25 protein-coding genes and 1 tRNA gene are annotated in these 23436 nt (G+C 44.5%); 7 read left to right on the top strand and 19 right to left on the bottom strand.

From position 1 onward, the window contains the following. Positions 1 to 20: 20 nt before the first annotated feature. The 9 genes from QNH28_RS09910 to QNH28_RS09870 all read right to left on the bottom strand — a co-directional run bounded on the left by QNH28_RS09910 (position 21) and on the right by QNH28_RS09870 (position 5787). Entirely contained in the window at positions 21 to 260 is a 240-nt protein-coding gene (locus QNH28_RS09910; protein WP_283911211.1) for a YuzB family protein, read from the bottom strand. A 41-nt stretch (positions 261 to 301) separates the two neighbouring features. Then, a complete protein-coding gene (locus QNH28_RS09905; RefSeq protein ID WP_042126263.1) occupies positions 302 to 604 on the bottom strand; it encodes a HesB/IscA family protein in 303 nt (100 codons plus the stop codon). Between the two features lie 112 nt (positions 605 to 716). Next, positions 717 to 980 (bottom strand): hypothetical protein, encoded by a 264-nt coding sequence (locus tag QNH28_RS09900; RefSeq protein WP_283911210.1) that lies wholly within the window; start codon positions 978 to 980, stop codon positions 717 to 719. 110 nt (positions 981 to 1090) lie between these two features. Next, on the bottom strand, positions 1091 to 2296 hold the full coding sequence (locus tag QNH28_RS09895) for a M14 family metallopeptidase (protein WP_283911209.1): 1206 nt from the start codon (positions 2294 to 2296) through the stop codon (positions 1091 to 1093). Positions 2297 to 2506: 210 nt separating this feature from the next. Next, positions 2507 to 3313 carry a glutamate racemase gene (gene racE / locus QNH28_RS09890; RefSeq protein WP_283911208.1) on the bottom strand — a complete coding sequence of 269 codons (807 nt, stop codon included), beginning with the start codon at positions 3311 to 3313 and terminating at the stop codon, positions 2507 to 2509. Positions 3314 to 3567: 254 nt separating this feature from the next. Further along, entirely contained in the window at positions 3568 to 4026 is a 459-nt protein-coding gene (locus QNH28_RS09885; protein WP_283911207.1) for a YtxH domain-containing protein, read from the bottom strand. A 97-nt stretch (positions 4027 to 4123) separates the two neighbouring features. Next, positions 4124 to 4789, bottom strand: a complete 666-nt coding sequence (locus tag QNH28_RS09880) for a helix-turn-helix transcriptional regulator (RefSeq protein ID WP_042126257.1) — start codon at positions 4787 to 4789, stop codon at positions 4124 to 4126. Between the two features lie 59 nt (positions 4790 to 4848). Beyond that, complete coding sequence (locus QNH28_RS09875) at positions 4849 to 5289, bottom strand: DUF86 domain-containing protein (RefSeq protein WP_283911206.1); 441 nt, start codon at positions 5287 to 5289, stop codon at positions 4849 to 4851. 210 nt (positions 5290 to 5499) lie between these two features. Next, positions 5500 to 5787 carry a Dabb family protein gene (locus QNH28_RS09870; RefSeq protein WP_042126253.1) on the bottom strand — a complete coding sequence of 96 codons (288 nt, stop codon included), beginning with the start codon at positions 5785 to 5787 and terminating at the stop codon, positions 5500 to 5502. Between the two features lie 164 nt (positions 5788 to 5951). Between QNH28_RS09870 and QNH28_RS09865 the strand changes: the two genes are divergently transcribed. Together QNH28_RS09865 and QNH28_RS09860 are read left to right on the top strand one after the other, a co-directional pair. Further along, positions 5952 to 6536 carry a helix-turn-helix domain-containing protein gene (locus tag QNH28_RS09865; RefSeq protein WP_283911205.1) on the top strand — a complete coding sequence of 195 codons (585 nt, stop codon included), beginning with the start codon at positions 5952 to 5954 and terminating at the stop codon, positions 6534 to 6536. A gap of 144 nt (positions 6537 to 6680) precedes the next feature. After that, positions 6681 to 7484 carry an MBL fold metallo-hydrolase gene (locus QNH28_RS09860; RefSeq protein WP_283911204.1) on the top strand — a complete coding sequence of 268 codons (804 nt, stop codon included), beginning with the start codon at positions 6681 to 6683 and terminating at the stop codon, positions 7482 to 7484. Between the two features lie 58 nt (positions 7485 to 7542). Here QNH28_RS09860 and QNH28_RS09855 read toward each other — a convergent pair whose 3' ends face one another. From QNH28_RS09855 to rpmG, 4 genes are all read right to left on the bottom strand, one after another. Continuing rightward, positions 7543 to 8283 carry a GNAT family N-acetyltransferase gene (locus tag QNH28_RS09855; protein ID WP_283911203.1) on the bottom strand — a complete coding sequence of 247 codons (741 nt, stop codon included), beginning with the start codon at positions 8281 to 8283 and terminating at the stop codon, positions 7543 to 7545. A gap of 15 nt (positions 8284 to 8298) precedes the next feature. Then, positions 8299 to 8724, bottom strand: a complete 426-nt coding sequence (locus QNH28_RS09850) for a DUF6157 family protein (protein ID WP_283911202.1) — start codon at positions 8722 to 8724, stop codon at positions 8299 to 8301. A gap of 133 nt (positions 8725 to 8857) precedes the next feature. Next, on the bottom strand, positions 8858 to 10069 hold the full coding sequence (locus tag QNH28_RS09845) for a GTP-binding protein (protein ID WP_283911201.1): 1212 nt from the start codon (positions 10067 to 10069) through the stop codon (positions 8858 to 8860). Between the two features lie 50 nt (positions 10070 to 10119). Next, positions 10120 to 10269 (bottom strand): 50S ribosomal protein L33, encoded by a 150-nt coding sequence (gene rpmG / locus QNH28_RS09840; protein ID WP_076283195.1) that lies wholly within the window; start codon positions 10267 to 10269, stop codon positions 10120 to 10122. A gap of 200 nt (positions 10270 to 10469) precedes the next feature. Here rpmG and QNH28_RS09835 point away from each other — a divergent pair, with 200 nt between their 5' ends. The 3 genes from QNH28_RS09835 to QNH28_RS09825 are packed head-to-tail and all read left to right on the top strand — an operon-like array spanning position 10470 to position 13407. Further along, positions 10470 to 11498, top strand: a complete 1029-nt coding sequence (locus QNH28_RS09835) for a CobW family GTP-binding protein (protein ID WP_283911200.1) — start codon at positions 10470 to 10472, stop codon at positions 11496 to 11498. Continuing rightward, a complete protein-coding gene (locus tag QNH28_RS09830; RefSeq protein ID WP_349655041.1) occupies positions 11474 to 12484 on the top strand; it encodes a permease in 1011 nt (336 codons plus the stop codon). The genes QNH28_RS09835 and QNH28_RS09830 overlap by 25 nt, the downstream gene beginning before the upstream one ends. 47 nt (positions 12485 to 12531) lie before the next feature. After that, a complete protein-coding gene (locus tag QNH28_RS09825; protein WP_283911199.1) occupies positions 12532 to 13407 on the top strand; it encodes a TIGR03943 family putative permease subunit in 876 nt (291 codons plus the stop codon). Here QNH28_RS09825 and QNH28_RS09820 read toward each other — a convergent pair. The 5 genes from QNH28_RS09820 to QNH28_RS09800 all read right to left on the bottom strand — a co-directional run bounded on the left by QNH28_RS09820 (position 13400) and on the right by QNH28_RS09800 (position 18676). Continuing rightward, the gene (locus tag QNH28_RS09820) at positions 13400 to 13882 is read right to left on the bottom strand and encodes a NusG domain II-containing protein (RefSeq protein WP_283911198.1); all 483 of its coding nucleotides are present in this window, start codon (positions 13880 to 13882) and stop codon (positions 13400 to 13402) included. The genes QNH28_RS09825 and QNH28_RS09820 overlap by 8 nt on opposite strands. Positions 13883 to 13897: 15 nt before the next feature. Further along, positions 13898 to 16987, bottom strand: a complete 3090-nt coding sequence (locus QNH28_RS09815) for a PAS domain S-box protein (protein WP_283911197.1) — start codon at positions 16985 to 16987, stop codon at positions 13898 to 13900. Positions 16988 to 17208: 221 nt separating this feature from the next. Next, positions 17209 to 17766, bottom strand: coding sequence for a DUF2812 domain-containing protein (locus tag QNH28_RS09810; RefSeq protein ID WP_283911196.1), 558 nt, complete (start codon positions 17764 to 17766; stop codon positions 17209 to 17211). Then, the gene (locus QNH28_RS09805) at positions 17763 to 18092 is read right to left on the bottom strand and encodes a PadR family transcriptional regulator (RefSeq protein WP_283911195.1); all 330 of its coding nucleotides are present in this window, start codon (positions 18090 to 18092) and stop codon (positions 17763 to 17765) included. The genes QNH28_RS09810 and QNH28_RS09805 overlap by 4 nt, the downstream gene beginning before the upstream one ends. A 500-nt stretch (positions 18093 to 18592) precedes the next feature. Further along, positions 18593 to 18676, bottom strand: a tRNA-Leu gene (locus QNH28_RS09800). 270 nt (positions 18677 to 18946) lie between these two features. Between QNH28_RS09800 and QNH28_RS09795 the strand changes: the two genes are divergently transcribed. Then, on the top strand, positions 18947 to 19708 hold the full coding sequence (locus tag QNH28_RS09795; RefSeq protein WP_283911194.1) for a class I SAM-dependent methyltransferase: 762 nt from the start codon (positions 18947 to 18949) through the stop codon (positions 19706 to 19708). 113 nt (positions 19709 to 19821) lie between these two features. Here QNH28_RS09795 and QNH28_RS09790 read toward each other — a convergent pair whose 3' ends face one another. Continuing rightward, positions 19822 to 21045 carry a CynX/NimT family MFS transporter gene (locus tag QNH28_RS09790; protein WP_283912104.1) on the bottom strand — a complete coding sequence of 408 codons (1224 nt, stop codon included), beginning with the start codon at positions 21043 to 21045 and terminating at the stop codon, positions 19822 to 19824. A gap of 268 nt (positions 21046 to 21313) precedes the next feature. Between QNH28_RS09790 and QNH28_RS09785 the strand changes: the two genes are divergently transcribed. Beyond that, positions 21314 to 23029, top strand: a complete 1716-nt coding sequence (locus tag QNH28_RS09785) for an ABC transporter ATP-binding protein (RefSeq protein ID WP_283911193.1) — start codon at positions 21314 to 21316, stop codon at positions 23027 to 23029. Positions 23030 to 23436: the final 407 nt, after the last annotated feature.

The following is a 23436-nucleotide window of genomic DNA, read 5'->3' as shown; positions in this document are numbered from 1 at the left end:
TGATGGATAAGACCTCTGCATTATTTCTGAACGGCCGGTTGTTTGATAAAAGCTTCAGCCTTCTTCAACACTTCTTCCTCTGTTGGAGCACTCACATAACGACCATTAACATATACAAAGGCCCGTTTGCCACAAGGACCACAGTACGACTTACAGCCGACCTTGATCTCAGCATCAGGCGCCATCTTTTGCAGTTTGGGTATGATACTCTTCAATTTCATAAAATTACATTCATCGCACACTTGTATATCGTTAGCCATGGAGCAACCCTTCTTTATGTCCCAAATTTAAGGCGAAGCGTTTAGTGATCGCCGTGATTACCTTTAGACGGATTAGTAATGACAAAACCTTCTTCAGGAAGATACAAATAATCAACGACCACACCATCAAGGAGCGGCTGATTCGGATCAAGAATAACATCGATTTCTTTATCTGTCGAGACAACAACATCATTCTCGTTAGGCGTGTCCAAATCCAGTCCGTAGTGAGCATGATCACCGTGAGCATGCGTAATCGCTACGCGAAGCTTCAACTCGCTGTTTCCTTCAAGTTCCATTTGTTTCTTTATCACTTTAGCCGCATTGCGGGTAATTTTGACCTTCATCTATCATCCATCTCCTAGTACTTAAATTAAATACTCAATTACCTATTTTAAAGGTAAATGATATCTAAAAGCAACTATATTAACAAATTAGATACACAATCCGAAGCGAATCTTACTTAATTGCCTCATTCCCGACCTGAAGTGCCGGGTATTTTCGTCCCATTCGTGACACGAACCAGCCCATAAGAAGCATCGTCACACCAATATCATCGATCGGCAAAAAAGGCATGAAATCCGGCAGCACCCAGTAGAGCAGCACTGGAATTGTGAATAATAGCTTGTCCCCAATTGCGACTTTAGGGGAGATTACATATCGCCAGGAACTACTGAAGATAGTAGACCATTGTTTCAGTGACAGCAGTTTCTTCAGTTTCATAGTTGCCCTCCTCCCAAGTAAAAAGGATACAGCCGCGGATAACGTGTAGAGACGACAGCGGCCATACCCTATGGTTTATGTTACGCAAGTTTACTGTAATTGTTTCATAATTATTTCACATTGGATAGTATCGTTCCCAAAATTAGACCCGTTTCTAGTGCCATATCCTCAAAATCTGCCATCGGCAGCGGATTTTTACCGATTCCCAGCTCTACTGTAAATCCAGGTTTGCGAAAGGTCTGAATGAACCAATCCTTATATCCAGCATCACTGCCAGTTAATTCAACTGCACGATAGCTGCTCGCAGTGGCCAGCCGTGCTGCTAATTCGCGGCTTTCGGGAGGCTCATATCCCCGGTAGTTCCAGTAGATCTCTCCCCCTTGGCTATGCAAAGACACTGCAGCTTCTCCTGGTACGCTCTCAGCAAGTTCTGCCAATGCGGCTGCTTCTGGTTCACTAAGCGCCTCAGGACCACTGTAATCACGCGGAGAGGGCAGCTTTACACCACGGCGTTCACGTTCCTCTTCCCAATGCGCGGGGAATTGATCGCCGAGATCCACACCGCGTATATTGGCCTTCCAATGGCGAAAACTACGCCGTCCACCGTTCCATTTCATAAGGTCCGCATAATAAGGGTGGCCAGGCAAAACACCTTCCTGTACTAACTCCACGCCGTCAGGGTTGGCCATTGGTACAGCCCATAGAGTCCAGTTATTGTACCATTCCTCTGGCCGATGACCATTCCATGCCACACCTTCAGCATAAGCTGTTGCGTACTCTTCTATAAACGACATCAGGCAAGGCGAGGTCAGCCATTCATTAGCATGCAGAGCGGCGTTAACATGTAGATGACGGGTTCCATTGCCTATTTTAAGCACATGAATTGGCTTACCAAGCACACTGTTGCCAATCGGATGCGCTTGTATAAAAGGATATTGCGTAATCAGACTGCTGATGTCGTTCTCAAGATCAACCGGGCCATACTCTCCACGCAAGAATACCACGCGCTCTGGAATTGAAGGTGGAATGACGAGCACTTTTCCCGGTGTGCAGCGCCCTGAGGTCACACCTGGGTTAAGCTTCTCCAAATCATCTAAGCTCACATTGAATAATGAGACTATGCGTTCAGGATCGTCTCCTTCTTGCACCGCATACCGTTTACGTGGTGAAGACGGTAGAAATAAAACCTGACCGGGATATAAATAAGACTGTCTCCCAACCCATGGATTGCCTTGAATAACATGCTCAGGGGTTAATCCATGCAGGGCGGCAATTCGGCTTACGGTATCTCCCCTGCTTGCAATGTATTGTCGCATTAGGTCTCATCCTCTCGGCCTTAAATTGCTGATACGGTGGATACAAAAATAGCAGCAAACAGCACTTAACTCTATTGTATGCAAGCGCCACTACCCTGCATGAAGGAGAAATGAATCACAACAAGAAAATAGACTGGGAAATGTGCTTCCCAGCCTATTTTATCTTACACTCCATGGAGTTTGTCCCTATTCAATTCAACATCGCTCTGCTTATAACGTAGATACTTGCCATACTACTGGGGTACGTCTAATTTGTTCTCCAAGCCAGTCTCGGGCAATTCTCTGAAACATTTCAGCATCACCACTGCAAAAGAACTGATGAATTGGACTTTCATCCCCGATGGACAGCTTGCCTTTATCATATAAAATCGTGCTGATCTCACGAGCTGTCTCATCTGCAGAACTGATCAGTTTGACTCCCGGTCCCATGGTCTCTCCAATAGGCTCAACAAGAAATGGATAATGAGTGCATCCTAAAATTAAAGTATCGATGTTATTATCTTTAATGCCTTCCAATGCCTGCTCTACAATATCATAACTTTTCTCTGAGCGGAACATGCCTTGCTCAACAAGCGGGACAAGCGCTGGGCAGGCTTGACTTACAACCTCAACAAAAGGAGACAGCTGCTTTAGTGCGTTAGTATAAGCCCCGCTGCTGATAGTTCCTATTGTACCGATCACACCGACATGTCCGCTTTTGGTCGCGCTAATTGCAGCACGGGCTCCAGGATGGATCACCCCAATGACAGGGATAGAAACCTTGGCCGAGATATAATCGAGTGCCGCAGCTGTTGCGGTATTACAAGCGATAACAATCATTTTAGGATTAAACTGGATCAAATAATCTACAATTTGTTCTGTAAAGAGTGTTACTTCCTCGGTCGAACGGGGTCCGTACGGAGCTCGGGCCGTATCTCCGAAATAAATGATCTTCTCCCGCGGGAGTTGCCTCATCACTTCTTTGACAACTGTTAGCCCTCCCACACCTGAGTCTAATATTGCAATAGCTTGCTGCACGAACACACCGCTTCCTTTTACTTGTTTTGTGTAGCTTATGTAAGCCGAAAACAAAATGTACCTGACTTTCAGCCCCAATTGCAGATAATACTCCTTTTGTACTCTTAGTTCAAGCCAAGACTTTTTCCATCATTTGACATGTCTATAAGAATGAAATAAAAAAGCCACCTTCCGCCCAATGCGAAAAAGCGGCTCTATTAAAAGAGAATAAGTACTTTTTGACCTTAAAACCAAACACTCCATCCACTGTTTCATTATGCGATTTCGTTATTGTCCTTGTCTTCTGGCTGAGCATCTTCAAGACTAGCTTCTTCACTACTTGCTTCATCATCAACAAACGATTCTTCTAGCTCCGTTACCTCTTCCAAAGTGGCCGCAGCCTCTTGAATAGTCTCTTCAGCAGCAATTCCACTTACAGCTACCGTAGCTGTATCTTCTTCATCAACAGCATTCGAACATGATTTGCTCCATTCGCGGACCTCATGTACTACATGACCTATAGAATCCTTAGCTTTGTCATACAGCTCGATGCTCTTGTCACCTGCTTGCACGGCAATTCCCTGTACCTTTTCAATGCCAGCAGCTGTTCCTTCCGCAATATCCTTGCGCAGCTCTTTACCTGGTTTAGGCGCAAACAGAAGTGCTGTCACCGATCCAACCACACTTCCGACTAAAGCTCCCCATAACAAACCCTTAGTGTCCTTTTTCATCATTTCATCTCTCCTTTGAATTCATTGCTTCCCGCTCTACCGGGCTAATGCCTATATCTGCTATATCATAAGCAGCAGGAGTTTGTCTTGTGACTAATTATTACGACTTTTCTGAAGTTTTGTCTGTTACATTTTTGGGTGCAATAGCGTATCGGCAGCATTGTCCGCCTTCTGCCATACATTCACTGCGCGTAACCTTAGCATCCAGCAATTCTTCAAACAGGCTATGCTCGCATTGACAAGCTTTACGATACTGAGTAGCTACCTGGCGAATCGGGCAATTGTATTCTCTTATGACATACGAGCCATCCTCTTCACGGTTCCACTCCGCCATATATCCACCAGCATTTTGGATCGACGATAATTCTGCTACTCGTTCTTCCAAATTCCGGCGTTCCATCATCGGTGCATACTGGGTGAGCATCCGGCGACGGCGTCCCTCAAATAATGTATTAACAGCTTCCAACCCACTGCCATAATCCAATTCACGCAGAAGCTCCAACGCCAGATTGTGATAGCTTTTTGGAAAATAATCTTCGGACCTCTCCGTTAAAGAATACATATGTAAAGGCCGCCCCATTGCTTGCCGAACCACTTTAGTCTTAGCAAGCCCCTCCTGCTCCAGCTGTAGCACATGACGACGGACACCCATCTCTGTTATTCCCAATTCTTCTGCCAGCGCGCCGATGGTCAGTGGTCCTTTCGTCTTCAGGAGCGTCATAATCAAGTGCCTTGTCGATCCATTTTCCTGCCCCATCTTCATCATAAAGGAACCCCCTCTCTTTCACGGCTACCGCCTATTTTATATGATTCTATCTTATGCTATTATAGCGTTACACCGGACCCAAGTTCCTGATCCAAATAATTCCCTACTTCAAAAGCAAACTGCTCTAGCACCTCTGAAAGGATTGGTGTGAGTGGGTGTAGTGTATCTCTTTCCCAAGCAAAATAATCCTGCACGAGCGGTTTACGAAGTGCGACAAGCTCTATCAATCTCTCGTAGATCTCACTTTTACCTAGCACTTTTTCTTCATGGATGATAGAAATAATATCCTCATAACTTCCAGCATCACGCATAATAAAACCATCAATCAGACAACTGCCAACGTCCGTTACCACCTCTATCGCCAGATGAAGGCAGCGTTCCTGTATTAGTCCGGTTAAAGTATTGCCATCCCATGAAGCTGCTACAGTCCGAAGACCCGTGGTTATATCTGGGATTTGAGCAAGAATGGTTTCGATTTGTTTGCGGTTGACATAATACACAGCAATACCCCCATGTCGAAAATAGTTAGAGAAATCTGCATTATCCCTACTTACCGCGTTTGCCGCGGCGTTTCAGCCAGAAGAACATAATGAAACATGCCGCAAGAAAAACGACCAAATAAGTTAACGCTTCCATCGGATACTCGAGCTCACGCATTCCTGTCACCGCTTCCGGTATAAAATGATGATGCTTTTTATTCAGTAGATACCTTAAATTACGTAATCCACTGCAATTGAAAGTTCTTTAACTTCATTAATATGAGCTATAACTTCCTTGTGCGCCGGATGAACCTGATAAGCCTGTAAATCATCTAGAGAAGCTACGACCGTAACTAAAGCAATATCAAAGGACCGATCAGAATGAATGATATCAGCACCCACTTCAATCGAAAGGAGCTGCGGGATTTTCCCTTCCATATTTCGCAGTACGGCTACCGTTGCCGCAACGCTTTCTTCGGACCGATCCTTCAATTTAAAAAACACAATATGCTTGATCATTCTATCTCGCTCCCTGTTGTAATATTGTAATTAGATATTAAAAATATATCATAAGCGTACGCGTTCTGAAAGAAACTTAAAAAGTGATGTCAGAAATAGAAGCATTAACCATTGCCGTCTGATATGAAAGTGTTGTAGTATATTTTTAAAAAATCGGAGGAATTATGCCTAGTAACCAACAAGAAACTCATAATATCCAGGCGTGGTCTCTGATCAACCGCAAATATCTTGGACAAGGCGTTCGTGTAAAAAGATTCCGCCGTCCAAAGCGTAGCCAGATTAGAAACCGTGTGTTACTTGCAGTATTGATGGCTAAGGATATCAAACTTTCACGACTCGCAGAAGATCTTGGTATATCCTCACGCAGTGTAAGCGCCTGGGTATACGAAGGTCGTATCCCTTCCAACAATAACATTGACAAGACCTGCCGCCTACTCGGGTACCCGCCCCACATTTTGTTCAATGAAGCACTGATTCGTCAAAGTCCAATTGTATGTCAACCAACACCTTCACGATTTATGAAAAGAAGTATTACCAGTTCACCTCGTAGCAATGTGATTCTGACCGGCCTCTGTATGGTTTATGATTTTTCCGTAACCGATGTAAGTATTTGGATAGGGATTCATCCCGGAACGTTTAGAAAATGGTTGCATAGCAGCCATCTACCTACCCCTGCTTTGCAGGAAAAAGCCGAGACCTTCTTCCGGATTCCACGCCATATTCTATTTGCAGACTGCGGAACGCTCTAATGTGATATCGCTTAATAAGTTCAATGTCAGCCCTTCTTCCTTAATAAGGAGAAGGGTTTTTTGCCATATTTTTTTCTTGAAAACGGGTCATACTACTGTTTAGGTACTTTGTTCAGAACTTAAGAACGGAACAGGAGGCGTAAGATGAGACTTGACGGAATACTATCTGAAGGCTACACCGATACTTGGAACGTGGCCCCCGGTGTCATCGGACTACGAACCATGTTCGTAAATTGTGCATTCATCGGCCAGCCCAATTCGGACTGGATCATTGTAGATACGGGACTCAGCTCTTACACTAACAGTATTATTGATTTTGCTAAGGAAAAGTACGAGAAGCCTCCGGTGGCAATTATCCTGACTCATGGGCATTTTGACCATATCGGGGGCGTAAAAAAGCTTATTGAGGAATGGAATGTGCCTGTGTACGCTCATCCACTAGAGCTTCCTTATCTAACAGGTAAAGCGGATTATCCTCCAGCGGATCCGGCCGTAGGCGGCGGGCTGATGAGTATGGTGTCCTCCTTATTTTCACATCATGGCATCGACCTTGGATCAGCCATACATCCATTGCCGGAAGACAGAACCGTCCCTGGCGCGATAGGCTGGAAATGGATCCATACACCTGGACATAGTCCAGGACATATTTCCCTATTCAGACCAGAGGATAAGGTTCTGATTGCTGGTGATACCTTTCTTACAGTCAAACAAGAGTCTGTATTCGCAGTGGCTACACAGCATCAGGTTGTACACGGCCCTCCCTCCTATTTCACGACGGACTGGGAAGACGCGGAAAAGTCAGTCCGTACCCTTGCACTGCTAGATCCTCACATCGTTCTTTCTGGACATGGGGTGCCCATGGAAGGTGAGAAGTTATCTACTCAGCTCGCTCATTTATGCAAAAATTTCAAAGAAATGGCGTTACCGGGTCAAGGGAAGTTCGTTTAATTTCCTTGCGGGGTCTCATTTCGCTGAAACAGCCAGTGCGACCCCGCTTCATGCAAGACTACACTCTATACCAATATTGGTATATCTCCTTAAAACCGAGCTTGTCATACAAAGCCGAAGCACCAGCATTAGCTTGTACGACCTGCAAAAAAGCCGTTGTCGCTCCCTGTATCTTCCCCCAGTGAAGCAATGCAAGCAGCAGTTGTTCCGCCATACCTTGTCTACGCTGATCTGAAGCAGTGATAATATCAAAGAGACCTATGTATCCGTTCTGAATAACACCAAGACCGCAAGCTGTAGGAACGCCATCGTTAAATAATAGGACATAGCCTTGCTGTAAATACGAAGCTGATAACATTTTAGTTAATGTGCTCCGATTGTCAAATGAGAGCGCAGAGAGCTCTGTGAAGGCATTTAGCCACTCTTCAGTCAAGCTCTCCTGAACTTGTATCTCATAACGAAGATCAGGAGCAGCTAATCCCTCCAGATCTAGTAGCCTTACAGATGATGGCTCGACGATTGTGTATCCACGATCTGCAAGCACCTCATCCAGGTTCGCAGGCTGGATATACGGTGTTATTTTAAACACTGGCTTTAATCCAGCAGCCTTATAGTACTGCTCAGCCAGCTTAATTTGGTTTGTAAGATCGGTAAGAGAGCTTTCTTCTCCATATAACGGATTGACCGAATTGGCCCTTTTCGTATATCCAGCAGCCGTGCGCAGAATCCAGCCATTTAGGAGAGTACTCTGCTCTGCTGGCCAAGTATTAAGTGTTATTTCTTCTATCGATTTATACATGCTATCCCCCCCTTATCAGCTACTTCCCCGCTTATTCCGCATCGCTGGCAGCAGCTTCACCGCTTCATCACCATCTGAAGTAAAATAGTCGTATTCGGGAGACTCCTTGCCATAAATAGCTATTTTCCCCTCATTGTTGTAATGGACACCCCAACCGAAACGCTTCGGAAGTAGAGAGGCTCGTAGGCATGGATGGTTTCTAGAGAATAGCTCTTTCCATATTTCTTCCCTCCGGGTCACACGATCTTCTAGCGGAATTTGTTTATGACGTACATGAACCTCAAATAGAAGCTCTTCATGATTGTATTTGTAAGGCTCATTAATAAGCAGCTCATATTGAATTACATGCGCAGGCGGGAGTGTACGACAAGACATTGGGGGTATCCCCGTTTCCTCCGGACAATCTTCTGCAACCCGAACGAAAGTGTTTGTATAACTCATGTACATCACCTCTATTTTCAATTGAAATATATTCCTTCTATGATAATTCATAGTCACTATAATTGCACAGCAAAAATCCGGAATCTCAGCCTCCTGGATTCCGGATTTCCTACCTGCTATTTCATCTAGAATTCTACTCCTCAGCCGCTGCCGCAAGGAGCTCCTCAACGGGCCAAGGAAGCGGATTATTAAACGTTGTCCAATCCTGCTTCAACTCATCTTTCGTCAACAAACATCGATCTAATCTGCCTTCGATCTGTGCCGGGTCCATACTAACACCGATAAACACGATTTCATTCATTCGATCGCCCCACTGATTGTCCCATTTGGCCTTCATTTCAGGTTCGCTTTCCAGTACCTCGAGCTGCTCATCCTCAGGCATTGTAGCTAGCCAGTAGCCGGCAGGTCCGAACTGAATAGAGGGTCCAGCCTGGCTGATACTCGCTGCAAGATCACCCTCCGCGGCAACCCATACAATCCCTTTCGCTCTGACAACTTCCTCCGGCCAATGACTAAAGAACAAGCTTAACCTTTGCGGATGAAAGGGTGTTCTCCGGCGATAAACAAAAGAAGATATCCCGTATTCCTCCGTCTCAGGCGTATGCGAATCCTTATTCAGCTCCGTGATCCAACCGGAGGATAAGCTTGTTTTTTCAAAATCAAACAGTCCTGTATTAAGAATCTCCTTCGGATCTACTACTCCGTTAACCGTTCGGATCAGCTTGGCGCTCGGCTGAAGTTTACGGAGAACCGCTTCAAGCTTGTTGAGCTCTTCTTCTTCCAGCAGATCACATTTATTAAGCAGCAACACATCACAAGTTTCGATCTGGTCTATGAGCAAATCCACAATATCCCGAAAATCGTCTTCGCCAGCCGTTTGACTACGATCCATCAGACTATCACCAGAAGAGAAGTCATGCCAGAATCGGCCCGCATCCACAACGGTAACCATCGTGTCTAATTGAGCAAGGGTAGTTAAATCGATATCCAGCTCGGGATTCGCATAGGTAAAGGTCTGCGCCACCGGCACAGGCTCACTTATGCCAGAAGATTCAATGAGGATGTAATCAAAACGACCCTCAGCAGCCAGCTTTTGCACTTCAACAATCAAATCATCACGGAGAGTGCAGCAGATACAGCCGTTAGACATCTCCACTAATTTCTCTTCAGTTCTAGACAGCGTATTTCCGGACTTCACCAGATTGGCATCCACATTCACTTCACTCATATCGTTTACGATAACAGCAACCTTCAAGCCTTCACGGTTGTGCAAGACATGATTTAGCAGTGTTGTTTTTCCAGAGCCTAAGTAGCCACTGAGTACAGTAACGGGGATTTTTTTCATTCAGATCACTCCTATTATGAATTAGCGTTTAGGTTTGTCATTCATAGCTCTTACCGGGTTTCGCGGTGTAATGTAACTCTTTTCAGACGTGGACAATACTTCTTCATTTCCATCCGTTCTGGATGATTTCGCTTATTCTTGGTAGTGGTATAGTTACGATCTCCTGTTTCCGTGCATGCCAAAGTAATGATTACTCTCATCGGTTCCATCTCCTTTTTTAAATCGTAATAATTACGATTAACATATCGTACACGTTTTATTCACACTCTGTCAACTATTGTCTTGTAAAAATTCCAACTCTCTTAATTTTGTGGTCTTTCTTGCGGACAAATCACGTATAGATGGAAATATAAAAATATGATTCTTGTAATTCCAAGAGAATCAGGCAGGAGTGGAGATCATGAAGATACCAGTAATTATTTTGAGCGGGTTTCTGGGGAGCGGGAAGACAACTCTGCTGTTGTCCCTGCTGAAAGAGAGCAAGGTAAGAGGTCTGAACCCTGGCGTAGTCATGAATGAGCTGGGAAAGAGAGATGTAGATGGGTATATTCTGCAGGAGCACACGGGTACAACCGTGACTAAGCTGCTGGACGGATGTGTATGCTGTAGCCGTAAAGAGGATCTAGCGGATAGCCTGCTGGTACTGCTAAGAGGGCGGCCTGATGCTATTTATATCGAGCTTACTGGCGTTGCAGATCCTGAAGAAATCGCTAAAACACTTCAAGAGACCTCTCTTCAGGATAGAGTCGAATTGCATTTTACGATCACCTTATTGGATGCAGAAAATGCCTTGGAATATAACAGCAGACTTTCCTCTGACAAACAGCTGGTTCGTACCCTTCGCAAGCAGCTGTCCACCGCCGATCTCATTGTTGTTAATAAGAGCGATCTTGTAGAGCCTGAAACCTTATGGCGAATTGAAAAGGGAGTCCGAAAACAAAATACAGAGGCTGAAATCGTATATACCCATTACAGCGAGATCAACCTTTCTCCGATATTATCAGGAATCATCCCACGTAAAATCATCGCTCCCGCGCCACAACGAGCACCTCAAACCTTTAAAGGCGCAACACTTAAACAAATGAATTCAGATCAGGGAGCTACAGCTGTAAAAGAACGGCAAGAAGAGCCCCATACTTCTTTTTCTCAAGTGACCGCCATCACGTTAACCATTCCACAAGCAGGAACTACAATACCTACCAAAGAACAGCTTGAGGCTTTCTTTCAAGAATGGGGTGACAACCTGCTCCGTGCCAAAGGGCATATTCTTTTGTCCGAACAGGAGCCGGTTCAACTTGTCCAATATGCGGGAATGCGTACGAGCTGGGAAGCGTCACGTTACCCTGGAATGCCTTATGTGGTGTTCATCGGGTTAAATTTAGATGAGGAACTGCTGGCAGATCGGTGGACCGCCTTATTCGCACCTTGACTACCCTCTCACCTTTAAAAATACTGCCGCTGCTCCTACCAATCTCATTCCTGTTTATCATTGGTTTTATATGGGTGCCGAATCAACTGGCGTTACTCGACAACGCCTACATTGACACGTTCAAAACTGGTTTTATCGGGATTTTGTTAGAAGCCTTGCCGTTTGTATTAGCAGGAGCTTTATTGTCCTCGCTGCTTCGCGTCTTTATCCCAGATGAAATGATCTCCCGCTGGATTCCACGGCAGGCGCTTCCGGCCATTTTATTCGCTTGCCTGCTCGGAATTATTTTTCCGGTATGCGAATGTGGAATGATCCCTCTTGTCCGCCGACTAATCCATAAGGGGATGCCGGTCTACGTAGCGATCGTGTTTATTTTATCCGGACCGATCCTAAATCCAGTCGTCTATGGAGCAACACTGACAGCATTTCGCAACCACTCAGAACTGGCCTATGCCCGGATGGGGCTAGCTTTTGCTGTCGCCTGTATTATAGGCTTGATTATTTATGCAACGGTAAAAAAGTCCCCAATACGCCTAAGCGTTCAGCGCGAAACCGAGGATTCTCATCACAATAATTCACGTGGAGGAAAGTTAGCCGCTGTCTTTGTGCACACCTCGGATGAGTTTTTTGAGATGGGCAAATACTTAATCATCGGCTGCCTATTGACCGCTGGCATTCAGACGTTTATGGTTCAGGACAGTCTGGCTGCAATCGGAGACAAGCCGCTCGGGTCTTATTTTTTCATGATGGGACTGGCATTTGTGCTTTCGCTCTGTTCCACCTCAGATGCCTTTGTAGCTTCCACCTTTGTACATTCTTTTCCGGGAGGAGCACTGCTCGCTTTTATGGTATTTGGACCGATGCTGGATTTCAAAAATTCATTGATGTTACTCTCACTGTTTAAGACCAAATTTGCGCTTTATTTGTTCTTTCTTATCTTTTCGAGCGTATTTATCGGGGCTGTAGTCATGTCCTTATGGCTGTAATCATAGAGGTAGCAAACAGAGGCTTCCGCATTGTTAGGAGGAAGAGCATGAATGACGCTCGAAGCATCCGATTTCATTATTTATTAAGGGCGGTCATTCTGCTCGCCTTTGCTCTCTATATTGGGCATCTAGTGCAGCAGGACGCTTTGCATTATTATGTAGCGCCCAAGCTAGCACGCTGGGTTCAATTATGTCCGATTCCTTTGACTCTTATGGCGCTCAGCTTGGCCATTCAGGCCTTGTTTGGTAAGGGAAGTGTGCTATGTGACTGCGAGCATCGCCTCCCACATTCCTTTTTTAAAACCACAGCGCTTTATGGATTATTTCTTTTTCCGCTGCTGCTTGGATTTGCACTTCCTGACCGAGCCTTGGGGAGTATGGCCGCTAGCAAAAAGGGGATTTCATTAACCTCATCACCATCAGAGATTAACAACGCTGTTAGATTCGAATCGATTGATCCTTATCATGAGGAGCTCACCGAGCTAGCTAAGCTTCTATATGCGCAGCCTACTATTCCTGTGTATTCTGATATTTTCTCTGAAACACTAGGTGCTATTGACTTGTATAAACAGCAATTTGAAGGTAAAGAGATTTCCGTATCCGGTTTTCTATATCGCGATGACAGTGAAACGCCAGAGAATGCTTTTGCCATTGGCAGATTTCTGGTTCAGTGCTGTACCGCCGATGCTACTCCGTTTGGGATGTTAGTTGATTCCGGCAAATTAAAAAGCTTGCCCACGGATACCTGGATAGAGGTCCGTGGCAAGCTTCAAGTTGTGCAATACAAGGGCCAAGAAATGATGCAAATACGCGCAGAAGCAATTACACCTATCGCGCAACCAACAACACCCTACATTTACACGAGTGCTGACTCCATAGCCGCATGGAAAGCTTTGCAGAGTACGGCTAACCCTACTAAATAATTGCGTCCAGCTCATCCTCATCATTCACAGATCGGTTAGGGTTAAATACTTCAACCATAATACGGGCCGGTATACAGATGATTTGCTGCTTTGGCCTAGAAATAAACCCCATTTCCAAAGCGATTCGTAAAGGAGCGTCAGAATACGTCATTTGGATCCCGTAATCAAATACCTTTAAAGTATTGTGGCCAAACTTCGTTTGAATATCTATAATTTGCTCTTCTTTAGTCAAAGAAACGGTCTTGTATTCCTTACCATCGACCGTAATTATAGCTTTCAAATCTCCTTGCTGATACTGTTCATTGTGTGTGTCCCACCACTTGATTCCGTAAATCAAACCAGCTGCGAATAGAGCTAAAAAAATGATTACAAAATCGCCGCGCTTCATTTTTAACAAGGTATGGATCCTTTCATCGACATTAATATACGTAATTATTACGATTAATAATATAGTAATCATTACTCTTTTTGTCAATGACACTCCTCATCCTTACTGAATCCGAGTAGACCAATCTTTTAATACTCTGTCGAGCTCCTTGATTGAAATAGGCTTAGATATGAAATCTTGCATTCCTGCTCTCAGACACATTTCTTTATCTTCATTTCTGGCAAAGGCTGTGGCCGCAATAATAATCGGAGACAGCCCGAGCTTCTCACGTATGATTCCTGTTGCTTCTATCCCATCCATAATAGGCATCTGAACATCCATAAATACGAGGTCATAGTCCTTGGACAGCACAGCCCGAACCGCTTCCTCGCCATTGGTTACGATGTCTGGAACGTATCCCCGTTTCTTCAGATAAGCCAGCATCAGTTGCTGATTCACAGGATGATCTTCAGCAATGAGAATGGACATCGGTCCATATTGTCCCTTAACAGACGCTATCGCGTTAGGTATATCGCTTTTGTCTGCTTTCACTGAAGGGTGGACTGAAATCTTCTGGTTCCACTCCTCTTTTGGCAAAGAGACCTCCACTGTGAAATAGAACTCTGAGCCATGTTCCTCACAGCTCCTCACACCAATCGTTCCTCCGAGCAGCTCCACCAGCTTTTTGCTAATGGCCAGTCCAAGTCCGGTTCCCCCATACTTACGATTGATAGAAGGATGCAATTGCGAGAACGATTGAAACAATAACCCCTGACTGGCAGCTGGGATACCCAAACCCGTATCTTTAACCATGAATTTCACGATAATATTTCCTGACGTTTGTGAAGCCTCCAGGCTGGCAGAAATACTGATTTCACCTGTTTCCGTAAATTTCACCGCATTCCCGACCAAGTTTACGAGAATTTGGCGTAATCTCGCCTCATCCGTCACAATGACAAATGGAAGATCAGCTGCAATATCAATAGTCAATAACAAGCCTTTTTCTTTGACCTTCGGATAGAATAGCTCACTAACGTTCTGAATCACTTCACGCAAATCCACCATTTGCAGTTCAAGCGTCATCATGCCTGCTTCAATTTTGCTGAAATCCAGCACTTCATTCAAAATATGAAGCAATGCTTCCCCGCTACTGTTAATGATTTGTGTATAATAGCTCTGCTCTTCATCCAGTTCTGTACCTGAGAGCAGGTCTGCCATTCCGATAATACCGTTCATAGGCGTACGCAATTCATGGCTCATAATGGCTAAAAACTCCGATTTCGCCCGGTCCGCTTCCTCAGCAGACTCCTTCGCTCGCACAATCTCCTTCTCTTCAGTGATATCTCGGAAAACCACGACAGCCCCGATCCGCTCATCACTATCAAAAAGTGGAGTCATGCGATATCTGACCAGAAAGCTGGAACCATCTTGCCTCCAAAATACGCCCTCCTTCTCATCAATAGAGCGATTATTGAAGTGTGAGGGAATCAGCGTCTTCTGAATTCCCAAAAATGGCTCGTTATCCAGCCAGGTCTGATGAATCGTATGGAATTTGCTGTTCAACCATTCCGTTGGATCATATCCTAGCATAGTAATGGCCGCAGGATTGATGAACATCGTATTCCCTTCAAGGTTCATCCCAAATATACCTTCAGATACCGAATTCAATATTAGAGCATGCTCGTTACTTAACTTCTCTATTTCTTCAAAATGACGCGTCCGCTCCGCAATGTCACGGGTCACACACACTAGCTCGTGACCTCCAAAGGTCTCGGAGTAGATATATCGAAGTGTTGTCTCCGTCCAAATGTACGTTCCATCTTTGCACAGAAACCGGAAGGTTACAGGTTCGAGCTTCTTCCCTTCCATACAACTGCTAAGATACGACACCACTTTCTCCTTGTCCTCAGGATGTATGTAATCTATACCTCTGGTTTCGTACATTTCTTCCGGTGTATAGCCGAACATAGTCTGGCAAATAGGTGATGCATACAGATAGGTGAGGTGTCCGTCCGCTGTATTTCGTGAAATGAAATCCATAGAATTTTCCGAGAGAAGACGGTAATTCTGCTCGCTATCACGAAGCTGTTCCTCCATTCGATGACGTTCCGTCACATCCTGGGCAATCCCGCTGATCAGCAGCACTCTTCCTTCTTCATCTTTAACCACTTCCCAGTGTGCATAAAGAAACTTCAATTTCCCATCCGCGCTCTTAATTCGAACCATAGCTTCGCCATTCGTACCATTCGCTAAAGATTGGTGAACTAGCTTTTGAAGTCTTATGAAATCAGCTGGATCAATACAGGAAAGAACACGTTTGTAATCAAAATAGGAATGATTGCTGTCGTCCAACGAAAAGCCGAAAATATTACGCATCTCTCTAGAAACCGTCAACCGCGTTTTTGTCGCATCCCATTCCCAAGATCCCATTTTCGCAAGGTATTGGGCTTGGGCCAACATATCCTCATATTTCTTACGCTGCGTAATATCGCGGCCGATGGTTAATATCTGCTTAATTTCCCCCAGCTCATCACGTACCACCTGTGAACTGCTCTCAATCCACAAATAATGCCCGTTCTTATGCCGGGCCCTGCGTGTATACACATCCGTATCAGAATAGAGCTTTCCGTGTTCTGTCATCTCTAGAGCATCTTCTACGTGATAATACTCAGGTCTTTTCGTGCCGATCATTTCATCTGGTGGATATCCTAGTAACAACTCCACTGAAGGAGATACATAGTGCAGTGTACCGTCAGGTCCGCCAAAAGAAATCATATCTGGCGTATTTTGTGTGATCAAATTATATAAATGTTGATCTTCCTGAATCTTATCTTCAGCAAGCCTTCTGTTTGTGATATCTGTTAGTTCTGAGATCAAGACAAGAGGTTCACTGGAGTCCTCCTGAAGAATCAGAAATATATGTTGTGCTACCCAGATTATCTCACCATCCTTACGTAAGAACCGTCTTTCTAACTCAATTGCGGTCTCAGGATCTAATAAGAGATTGTTCAGGATAACGTAATGATCATCATCAGCTTCATCGTCTGGATAAATAAGATCTAGATAATGCATATTTAAAAGCTCTTCTTCAGAATAACCAAGCATACGGCAAAGCGCTGGATTGGATTGAATCAAGGTCCCTTCCTTGGGAGAGACTACAGCAACCCCTATAGAAGACCGTAAGTATAGTTGCTTAAAAAGAAATTCAGACACCTGTGCAGCCTCCTCTTTTGAGATGGGGACAAACATTTGTACAGTCTCATGATCTATTCCAGTATACCTTTTTTTCGGTGATTAAGCTTGATAGTTGAGTCCTAAATGATAGATTGGTATAAATCAACGAGATTGCGTGTTAACGTCATAGACATAAAATAAACAGCAAGTCCCGAGCGATCAGGAAGCTTGCTGTTAGTACAACTCACAAGTTTTAAGGACTATTCTCTTATTAAATTTTCTTGTTGAAGCTTCTTAATTTTCTTACGAATAGGAGCTCCAGCTCTAAAAAAAACAAGTCCTAAAAGGATTAAAAATCCGCCTAGAATAACGTTTACCAAACTAATGCTGCTGGATGAATTGAAATAATTCGTTACCCCAATGAGAATGTTGGCTAAACCAACAATGAACTCTAACCACATAACAGAATTCCATAGCGTGTTGATTCGCTTAAAGTGTTTTATTTTAGATTCCAGATCCGTGTAAATATCAAACGCACCTTCGGATGACTTCTTGCGTAGATAAATCCAACGAACATAGCTGCTAACAAATTCCACTCCGTTTTCCTCTAAAAACTTGATGTAAGCAATGCTTTCCGGATGAGTAGGCACATTATCTAAAAGCTCAATTCTATACGTATACTCGTTCTTAGACGACTCAGTAAATACATATTTGCACCATGAGTAGCTTGAAAGGGCCAGCCCTTTGGCAGACATTTCATTAAGCCACTCTTCTTCCTTCTCAAAATCCCAAAACAGCTTGCGAACCATATGTTTCATTTGGACTCACCTCCAGCTATTCTCTTTCCATTGGCAATCAGCTCTTCCAAGCGGATAAGCTCACCCTGAATCACCGTCTTCCCTAATTCAGTAATTTCGTATTCCTTTCTTCGGGAGCCTTCTTCCCCCTCTACAGCTCTTATCCAGTCTTTCTCAAGCAAGGTGTTAATAGCTCCGTACAAAGTGCCCGCTCCAAGCTCCACTCGCCCATGACTCAAATCCTTCACATTCTGCATAATCGCGTATCCGTGCATTGCGGTGTATAGAGACAATAAAATGTAAAATACTGCTTCCGTTAAGGCTCCTCTTTCTGAGCTTTCAGGCATGATTCCATCTCCATTCTATTACTGTTAGCGATATATCGGTTACCGTAATATCATTATTACGGAAGCCGATATAACTGTCAATACAAAAATACCTAATTTTTGTATTCTAATCCGATCATGAACGCAAAAAAAAAACCGCCTATAGTACATAGCTATGGACGGTTAAAGATAGTTCATTTAGTTGTTTCGGACTGAAGAGCCCCTATTTTCTAAAAATACGGGGTTTTAGCATGCATTGGGACTCATGATGAAGCTATTCACCCAAAAAAGTTCCATATAGTGGCAAATGAAGCCCGATAAGAGCTATACGGTCCATAACCCCAGAGAAATGAGCCAAAAAGCAAATATAGCTGCATTACAGTCCGATATCGTCTCAATGTCATTCTACGAAGTTTAGTTACAGCAAGTATTTGATCAGTAAGACCAGCAAAATTTTCTTCAGAAATAAAAAATAGGCTTATACACCTGCTCAAGAGCAATTGTATAAGCCTATTTGATGATGCGGTCGAGAGGACTCGAACCTCCACGATATTGCTACCACACGGACCTGAACCGTGCGCGTCTGCCAATTCCGCCACGACCGCACATTATGTACATCAGTGAAATAATCACCGTAAATAATAATATACTCCTTTTTCAGATAAAAAGCAATATATTTTTAAAACGATATACTGCGAAATTAACTGTAGCAATATAAGCGAGATAACAAATTCAAATGTCCATAGGCATAACCGATCACAGTTATTCAGTTTATATATTTCACTTATAAGAGACTGGTATGATACAACATAATTAAAGAATGAAGCTACATCAGAAATGTCACTATAATTCTAAACTAGAAAGGACGAATACTTATGAACCAGCAGTGGAATACCGGAACCTATGATACTGACATGGCCTTTGTGTCTCAGTTTGGAGAATCTTTGATTGAGCTTCTTCGGCCCCAGCCTAGTGAACAAATTATAGATTGGGGCTGCGGAACTGGCGATTTGGCAGCAGCCATCGCTGCCAGTGGTGCCACTGTAACAGGGATTGATGCCTCTGATGAAATGATTCAGACTGCCCGCACCAAGCATCCCAAGCAAAGCTTCGTCTTAGCTGACGGACAAAGATATGTTGCGGAACAGCCGGTCGATGCTGTGTTCAGCAACGCTGCTCTACACTGGTTGACCGACGCGAATGGAGCTGCCGCTTCTATTGCAGCTAGCCTTCGAACAGGCGGACGTTTTGTCGCTGAATTCGGTGGGCTGGGCAATATCGCATCCATCGTTACTGAACTTCCAAATGCTTTTGCCGCTATAGGATGTAGTGGTAAACTTCAGTTGCCTTGGTACTTCCCAAGCATTGGACAATATGCAACACTACTAGAACAACACGGACTGACTGTAGACCTCGCCCTTTGTTTCGACCGTCCAACCCCACTAGAGGCTGGAGAGCAAGGGTTCCAGTCCTGGCTGAACACTTTTGCAAATGGAATCTTAAGTGTCCTAACACCATCTCAACGAGAAGAAGTCCTCTCTTATATGGAACAGAAACTTAGACCGACATTATTTCAGGATGGCCGCTGGGTGATGGATTATCGAAGAATCCGGGTCGTCGCTTATAAACGAGCCTAAGAATGAGGGGCGTTTCTTCCTATGCCATAAAAAAGAGTGTACTGGTGCAGTATCCGCGCCAATACACTCTTTTCAAATTGTTCATGGTGATAAAATTGAAAGCCACCGACCATCTATCTTTTATCTCCCACATATCGATCGCTACCAGCACCAAGTCCGACAACCAGCAGCAATACACTTGCCCCCAGCAATAAAACTAACGGCATTGTCCAGCTATTCGTCACATCATGCAGCCATCCGAATAATGCTGGACCCATTGCAGCAAGCACATAACCTACGGATTGAGCCATTCCTGACAGCTCCGCTGCTTCTTGAGTGCTTCTGGTCCGTAGACTGAAGAACATCATCACAAGACCGAAGGCAAAGCCTCCGGCAATCCCAAAGCATATCGCCCAAACAGCCATTAAAGCGCTGCTGCCCAGCCAAATCCCACTTATTCCGATGAAATACAGTATAGCAGTGATTATTACTAAAATGCGTTGGTTCTTCATCCGTCCTGCCCACAACGGCACGAAGAAAGTAAACGGCAGCTGCGCCATTTGCATCAGCGATAGTAACCAGCCTGCATGGCTTGATGACATCCCTCGCTCACCAAGGAGAACAGAGAACCAAGCAATAAAGACATAATAGAGCAGCGACTGTAAGCCCATAAAAATCGTTACTTTCCAAGCAAGCGAAGAGCGCCACATATTTCCACTAGAGACCGAACCCTTCGCTCCAGTCCCTTGATCGAGCTTGCGCATTTGCGGAATCCAGAACAAGGTTGCTAGCGCAGCGATCATAAACCAAATCGCCAGAGTCCCTCTCCAGCCAAATCCAGCATTACTGGCCAGCGGTACACTTATACCTGAAGCGACGGCTGCGCATAAATTCATAGAAACGGTATAAACACCTGTCATTAATCCAATTTTGTGAGGAAACTTCCCTTTAATCAGACCCGGAAGCAGCACATTACATACTGCAATAGAAAGTCCGAGTATCGCCGTACCTGTGAACAAAAGTCCCGTTCCCGCCCCCGACCGAACTAGAATCCCCATTGCGAGCATAACCATGGCAATTAATAGCACATTAGCCAAGCCGAAGCGGCGGGCTAGCTTTGGAGCAAACGGGGACAAGATGGCAAAAGCCAATAATGGTAGAGTGGTAATAGCTCCTGCTAAAGTGTTCGATAAGCCTAAATCATCCTGAATCATTTGTACCAGTGGACCGACGGATGTGAAAGGCGCTCTAAGTGCCGCTGCGATAAATACAATCCCCAACACTAGCAGCCAGCGATCATATTTGGTATCCGTTAAACCTCTATTCTGAATGTTTCCTTCTCGTTGCGATGCTTTCATCATGTATCCTCCTAAATTGCAACAAGCATAAACGCCTTTGACATCCCTGTAAGGACGGTGAGCGATTAAGCCAGAAATATAAAAATGTTTATTACATGGCATTAAGACCTATCATCCACTATTATTATAAAAGTTACAACCCTTAAGTAATTTTATATCCAAATTATTGACAAAATCGAACGGTATCTTTAGTATCCATATAATCAGGTCAATTGAGAATCAATTTCAATCGAACGCCTACATAATCCTATAGAAAAGAGTGAACAGAATGCTTCGAAGGTTTTTTTCCTACTATCGTCCGTATAAAAAACTATTTATATTGGACTTCTCCTGCGCTGTTTTTGCAGGTCTGCTAGAACTAGCTTTTCCGGTAGCTGTCAATAAGTTCATTGATGATTTGCTCCCAGGTCAAGATTGGCCGCTAATTCTTATTGCTTGTGTCGCGCTTCTAGCTATTTACGCCTTGAATACGGTGATGCAATATGTCGTTACTTACTGGGGTCACATGCTTGGTATTAACATCGAGACCGATATGCGTAAAAAAATGTTCGACCACATCCAGAAACTATCCTTCCGATTCTTTGATAACAATAAAACAGGTCACCTCATCGGACGCATCACCAACGACTTAAATGATATCGGCGAGGTGGCGCATCACGGTCCTGAGGATGTGTTTATCGCCATCATGACACTTGTCGGTGCCTTCATCCTTATGGCTGATATTAATCTGAAGCTAGCAATTATTACTTTTATTATCGTTCCAATTATGGCTTGGGTGATCATCTACTTCGGACGCAACATGACTTCCACCTACCGCCAGCTTTTTGGAAATGTAGGTAGTTTCAACGCCCGTATCGAAGACAATGTGGGTGGAATCCGGGTCGTGCAATCTTTTGCCAATGAGCAGCATGAACAAGAGCTATTCGCAGTAGATAATCAAATGTTCCGTAAAACAAAGCTTCTTGCTTATAAATTCATGGCCAAAAGCTTATCCGTCAGCTATATGATGACCCGCCTCATTACAGTCCTTGTGATGATCAGCGGTGCGTGGTTCTTCATCAATGGAGAGCTCCAAATTGGAGAATTTGTGGCATTTATTCTGTTGTCCAATGTTTTTTTCCGTCCGATCGAAAAGATCAATGCCGTCATCGAGAGTTATCCAAAAGGAATAGCCGGCTTCAGACGTTATCTGGAGATCATTGACACGGAACCTGACATCAGTGACAAGCCAGATGCTGTGGAGATCAATGCTTTGCGCGGTGATATTACCTTCCAGAATGTATTTTTTGGATACGACGAGGACCGTCCGGTTCTACAAAATATTAGCCTGAAAGTAAAAGCCGGCGAAACGATCGCCTTTGTTGGACCTTCTGGCGCTGGCAAAACAACTATTTGCAGCCTGCTCCCTCGTTTCTATGATGTCACAGGCGGGGCTATCACCATAGATGGCATCGATATCCGTGACATGAAGCTGGAGTCGTTACGTAAGCAGATCGGGATCGTGCAGCAGGATGTGTTCCTGTTCTCGGGTACGATTCGAGAGAATATTGCCTACGGAAAGCTCGATGCGAAGCTGCCTGAAATCTGGGAAGCCGCTCGACGCGCCCATCTGGAAGATCTCATTCAGAATCTGCCAGAAGGCATGGATACAGTGATCGGCGAGCGAGGCGTGAAGCTGTCCGGTGGACAGAAGCAGCGCTTAGCGATCGCCCGCATGTTCCTGAAGAATCCACCAATCCTGATTCTGGATGAAGCCACTTCCGCGCTAGATACAGAAACGGAAGCAGCGATTCAGCAATCATTGGCGGATCTGTCCGTGGGCAGAACCACACTCGTCATCGCCCACCGATTGACGACGATAAAAAATGCCGACCGGATCATGGTCGTGAATGAAGAAGGCATCGCTGAGCAAGGCCGCCATGAAGAGTTAGTTCATGCCGGTGGCATATACAGCCGGCTGCATCAGGCGCAGTATAACGCCTAAGGGCGTTATCCAGAGCTTCTGCAGATTGATGCAGCTGCTGGGATTTTCAACAATAACAAGCCCAGTCTCCATATTAATGGTGACTGGGCTTGTTTTTTCGTGCTTCTCATGTGTTTCCAGCATGAGATGCTAAATTGGTTAGTTAGGGAGTATTGGAGTTACAAAGTACTAGGGAGTTATGCTTCTATGGATTCGTGGGGATGAGATTAGGGAATTCCTCCCCTTAATTTCACCCAATTAGCTCATAACAGTGGATTTTAGGTAATTTTTAGGGAGGAATTCCCTAAAAAGCTTAAAATCTAGCGAAATCAGCTATTTTTTAGGGAGGTTTTCCCTAAAAACCATACACAAACACGGATCTGTACACTATAGCAACTCTCCGCACCGATAAAGTAACTATATTCAAT

This window comes from Paenibacillus sp. G2S3 (assembly GCF_030123105.1).
In the GTDB taxonomy this organism is placed as follows: Bacteria; Bacillota; Bacilli; order Paenibacillales; family Paenibacillaceae; genus Paenibacillus_AQ.
Note: the sequence above shows the minus strand (reverse complement) of the source record. Positions and strands in the feature narration are given on the sequence as shown.

What these genes read in the sequence shown, in the direction of transcription:
- QNH28_RS09870 (WP_042126253.1), bottom strand. Translation starts at nt 5,787, where the DNA reads ATGATCAAGCATATTGTGTTTTTTAAATTGAAGGATCGGTCCGAAGAA.
- rpmG (WP_076283195.1), bottom strand. Translation starts at nt 10,269, where the DNA reads ATGAGAGTAATCATTACTTTGGCATGCACGGAAACAGGAGATCGTAAC.
- QNH28_RS09850 (WP_283911202.1), bottom strand. Translation starts at nt 8,724, where the DNA reads ATGAGTTATACAAACACTTTCGTTCGGGTTGCAGAAGATTGTCCGGAG.
- QNH28_RS09810 (WP_283911196.1), bottom strand. Translation starts at nt 17,766, where the DNA reads ATGAAACATATGGTTCGCAAGCTGTTTTGGGATTTTGAGAAGGAAGAA.
- QNH28_RS09860 (WP_283911204.1), top strand. Translation starts at nt 6,681, where the DNA reads ATGAGACTTGACGGAATACTATCTGAAGGCTACACCGATACTTGGAAC.
- QNH28_RS09790 (WP_283912104.1), bottom strand. Translation starts at nt 21,045, where the DNA reads ATGAAAGCATCGCAACGAGAAGGAAACATTCAGAATAGAGGTTTAACG.
- QNH28_RS09845 (WP_283911201.1), bottom strand. Translation starts at nt 10,069, where the DNA reads ATGAAAAAAATCCCCGTTACTGTACTCAGTGGCTACTTAGGCTCTGGA.
- QNH28_RS09825 (WP_283911199.1), top strand. Translation starts at nt 12,532, where the DNA reads ATGAATGACGCTCGAAGCATCCGATTTCATTATTTATTAAGGGCGGTC.
- QNH28_RS09835 (WP_283911200.1), top strand. Translation starts at nt 10,470, where the DNA reads ATGAAGATACCAGTAATTATTTTGAGCGGGTTTCTGGGGAGCGGGAAG.
- QNH28_RS09795 (WP_283911194.1), top strand. Translation starts at nt 18,947, where the DNA reads ATGAACCAGCAGTGGAATACCGGAACCTATGATACTGACATGGCCTTT.
- QNH28_RS09885 (WP_283911207.1), bottom strand. Translation starts at nt 4,026, where the DNA reads ATGATGAAAAAGGACACTAAGGGTTTGTTATGGGGAGCTTTAGTCGGA.
- QNH28_RS09895 (WP_283911209.1), bottom strand. Translation starts at nt 2,296, where the DNA reads ATGCGACAATACATTGCAAGCAGGGGAGATACCGTAAGCCGAATTGCC.
- QNH28_RS09855 (WP_283911203.1), bottom strand. Translation starts at nt 8,283, where the DNA reads ATGTATAAATCGATAGAAGAAATAACACTTAATACTTGGCCAGCAGAG.
- QNH28_RS09865 (WP_283911205.1), top strand. Translation starts at nt 5,952, where the DNA reads ATGCCTAGTAACCAACAAGAAACTCATAATATCCAGGCGTGGTCTCTG.
- QNH28_RS09785 (WP_283911193.1), top strand. Translation starts at nt 21,314, where the DNA reads ATGCTTCGAAGGTTTTTTTCCTACTATCGTCCGTATAAAAAACTATTT.
- QNH28_RS09910 (WP_283911211.1), bottom strand. Translation starts at nt 260, where the DNA reads ATGGCTAACGATATACAAGTGTGCGATGAATGTAATTTTATGAAATTG.
- QNH28_RS09900 (WP_283911210.1), bottom strand. Translation starts at nt 980, where the DNA reads ATGAAACTGAAGAAACTGCTGTCACTGAAACAATGGTCTACTATCTTC.
- QNH28_RS09880 (WP_042126257.1), bottom strand. Translation starts at nt 4,789, where the DNA reads ATGATGAAGATGGGGCAGGAAAATGGATCGACAAGGCACTTGATTATG.
- QNH28_RS09805 (WP_283911195.1), bottom strand. Translation starts at nt 18,092, where the DNA reads ATGCCTGAAAGCTCAGAAAGAGGAGCCTTAACGGAAGCAGTATTTTAC.
- QNH28_RS09905 (WP_042126263.1), bottom strand. Translation starts at nt 604, where the DNA reads ATGAAGGTCAAAATTACCCGCAATGCGGCTAAAGTGATAAAGAAACAA.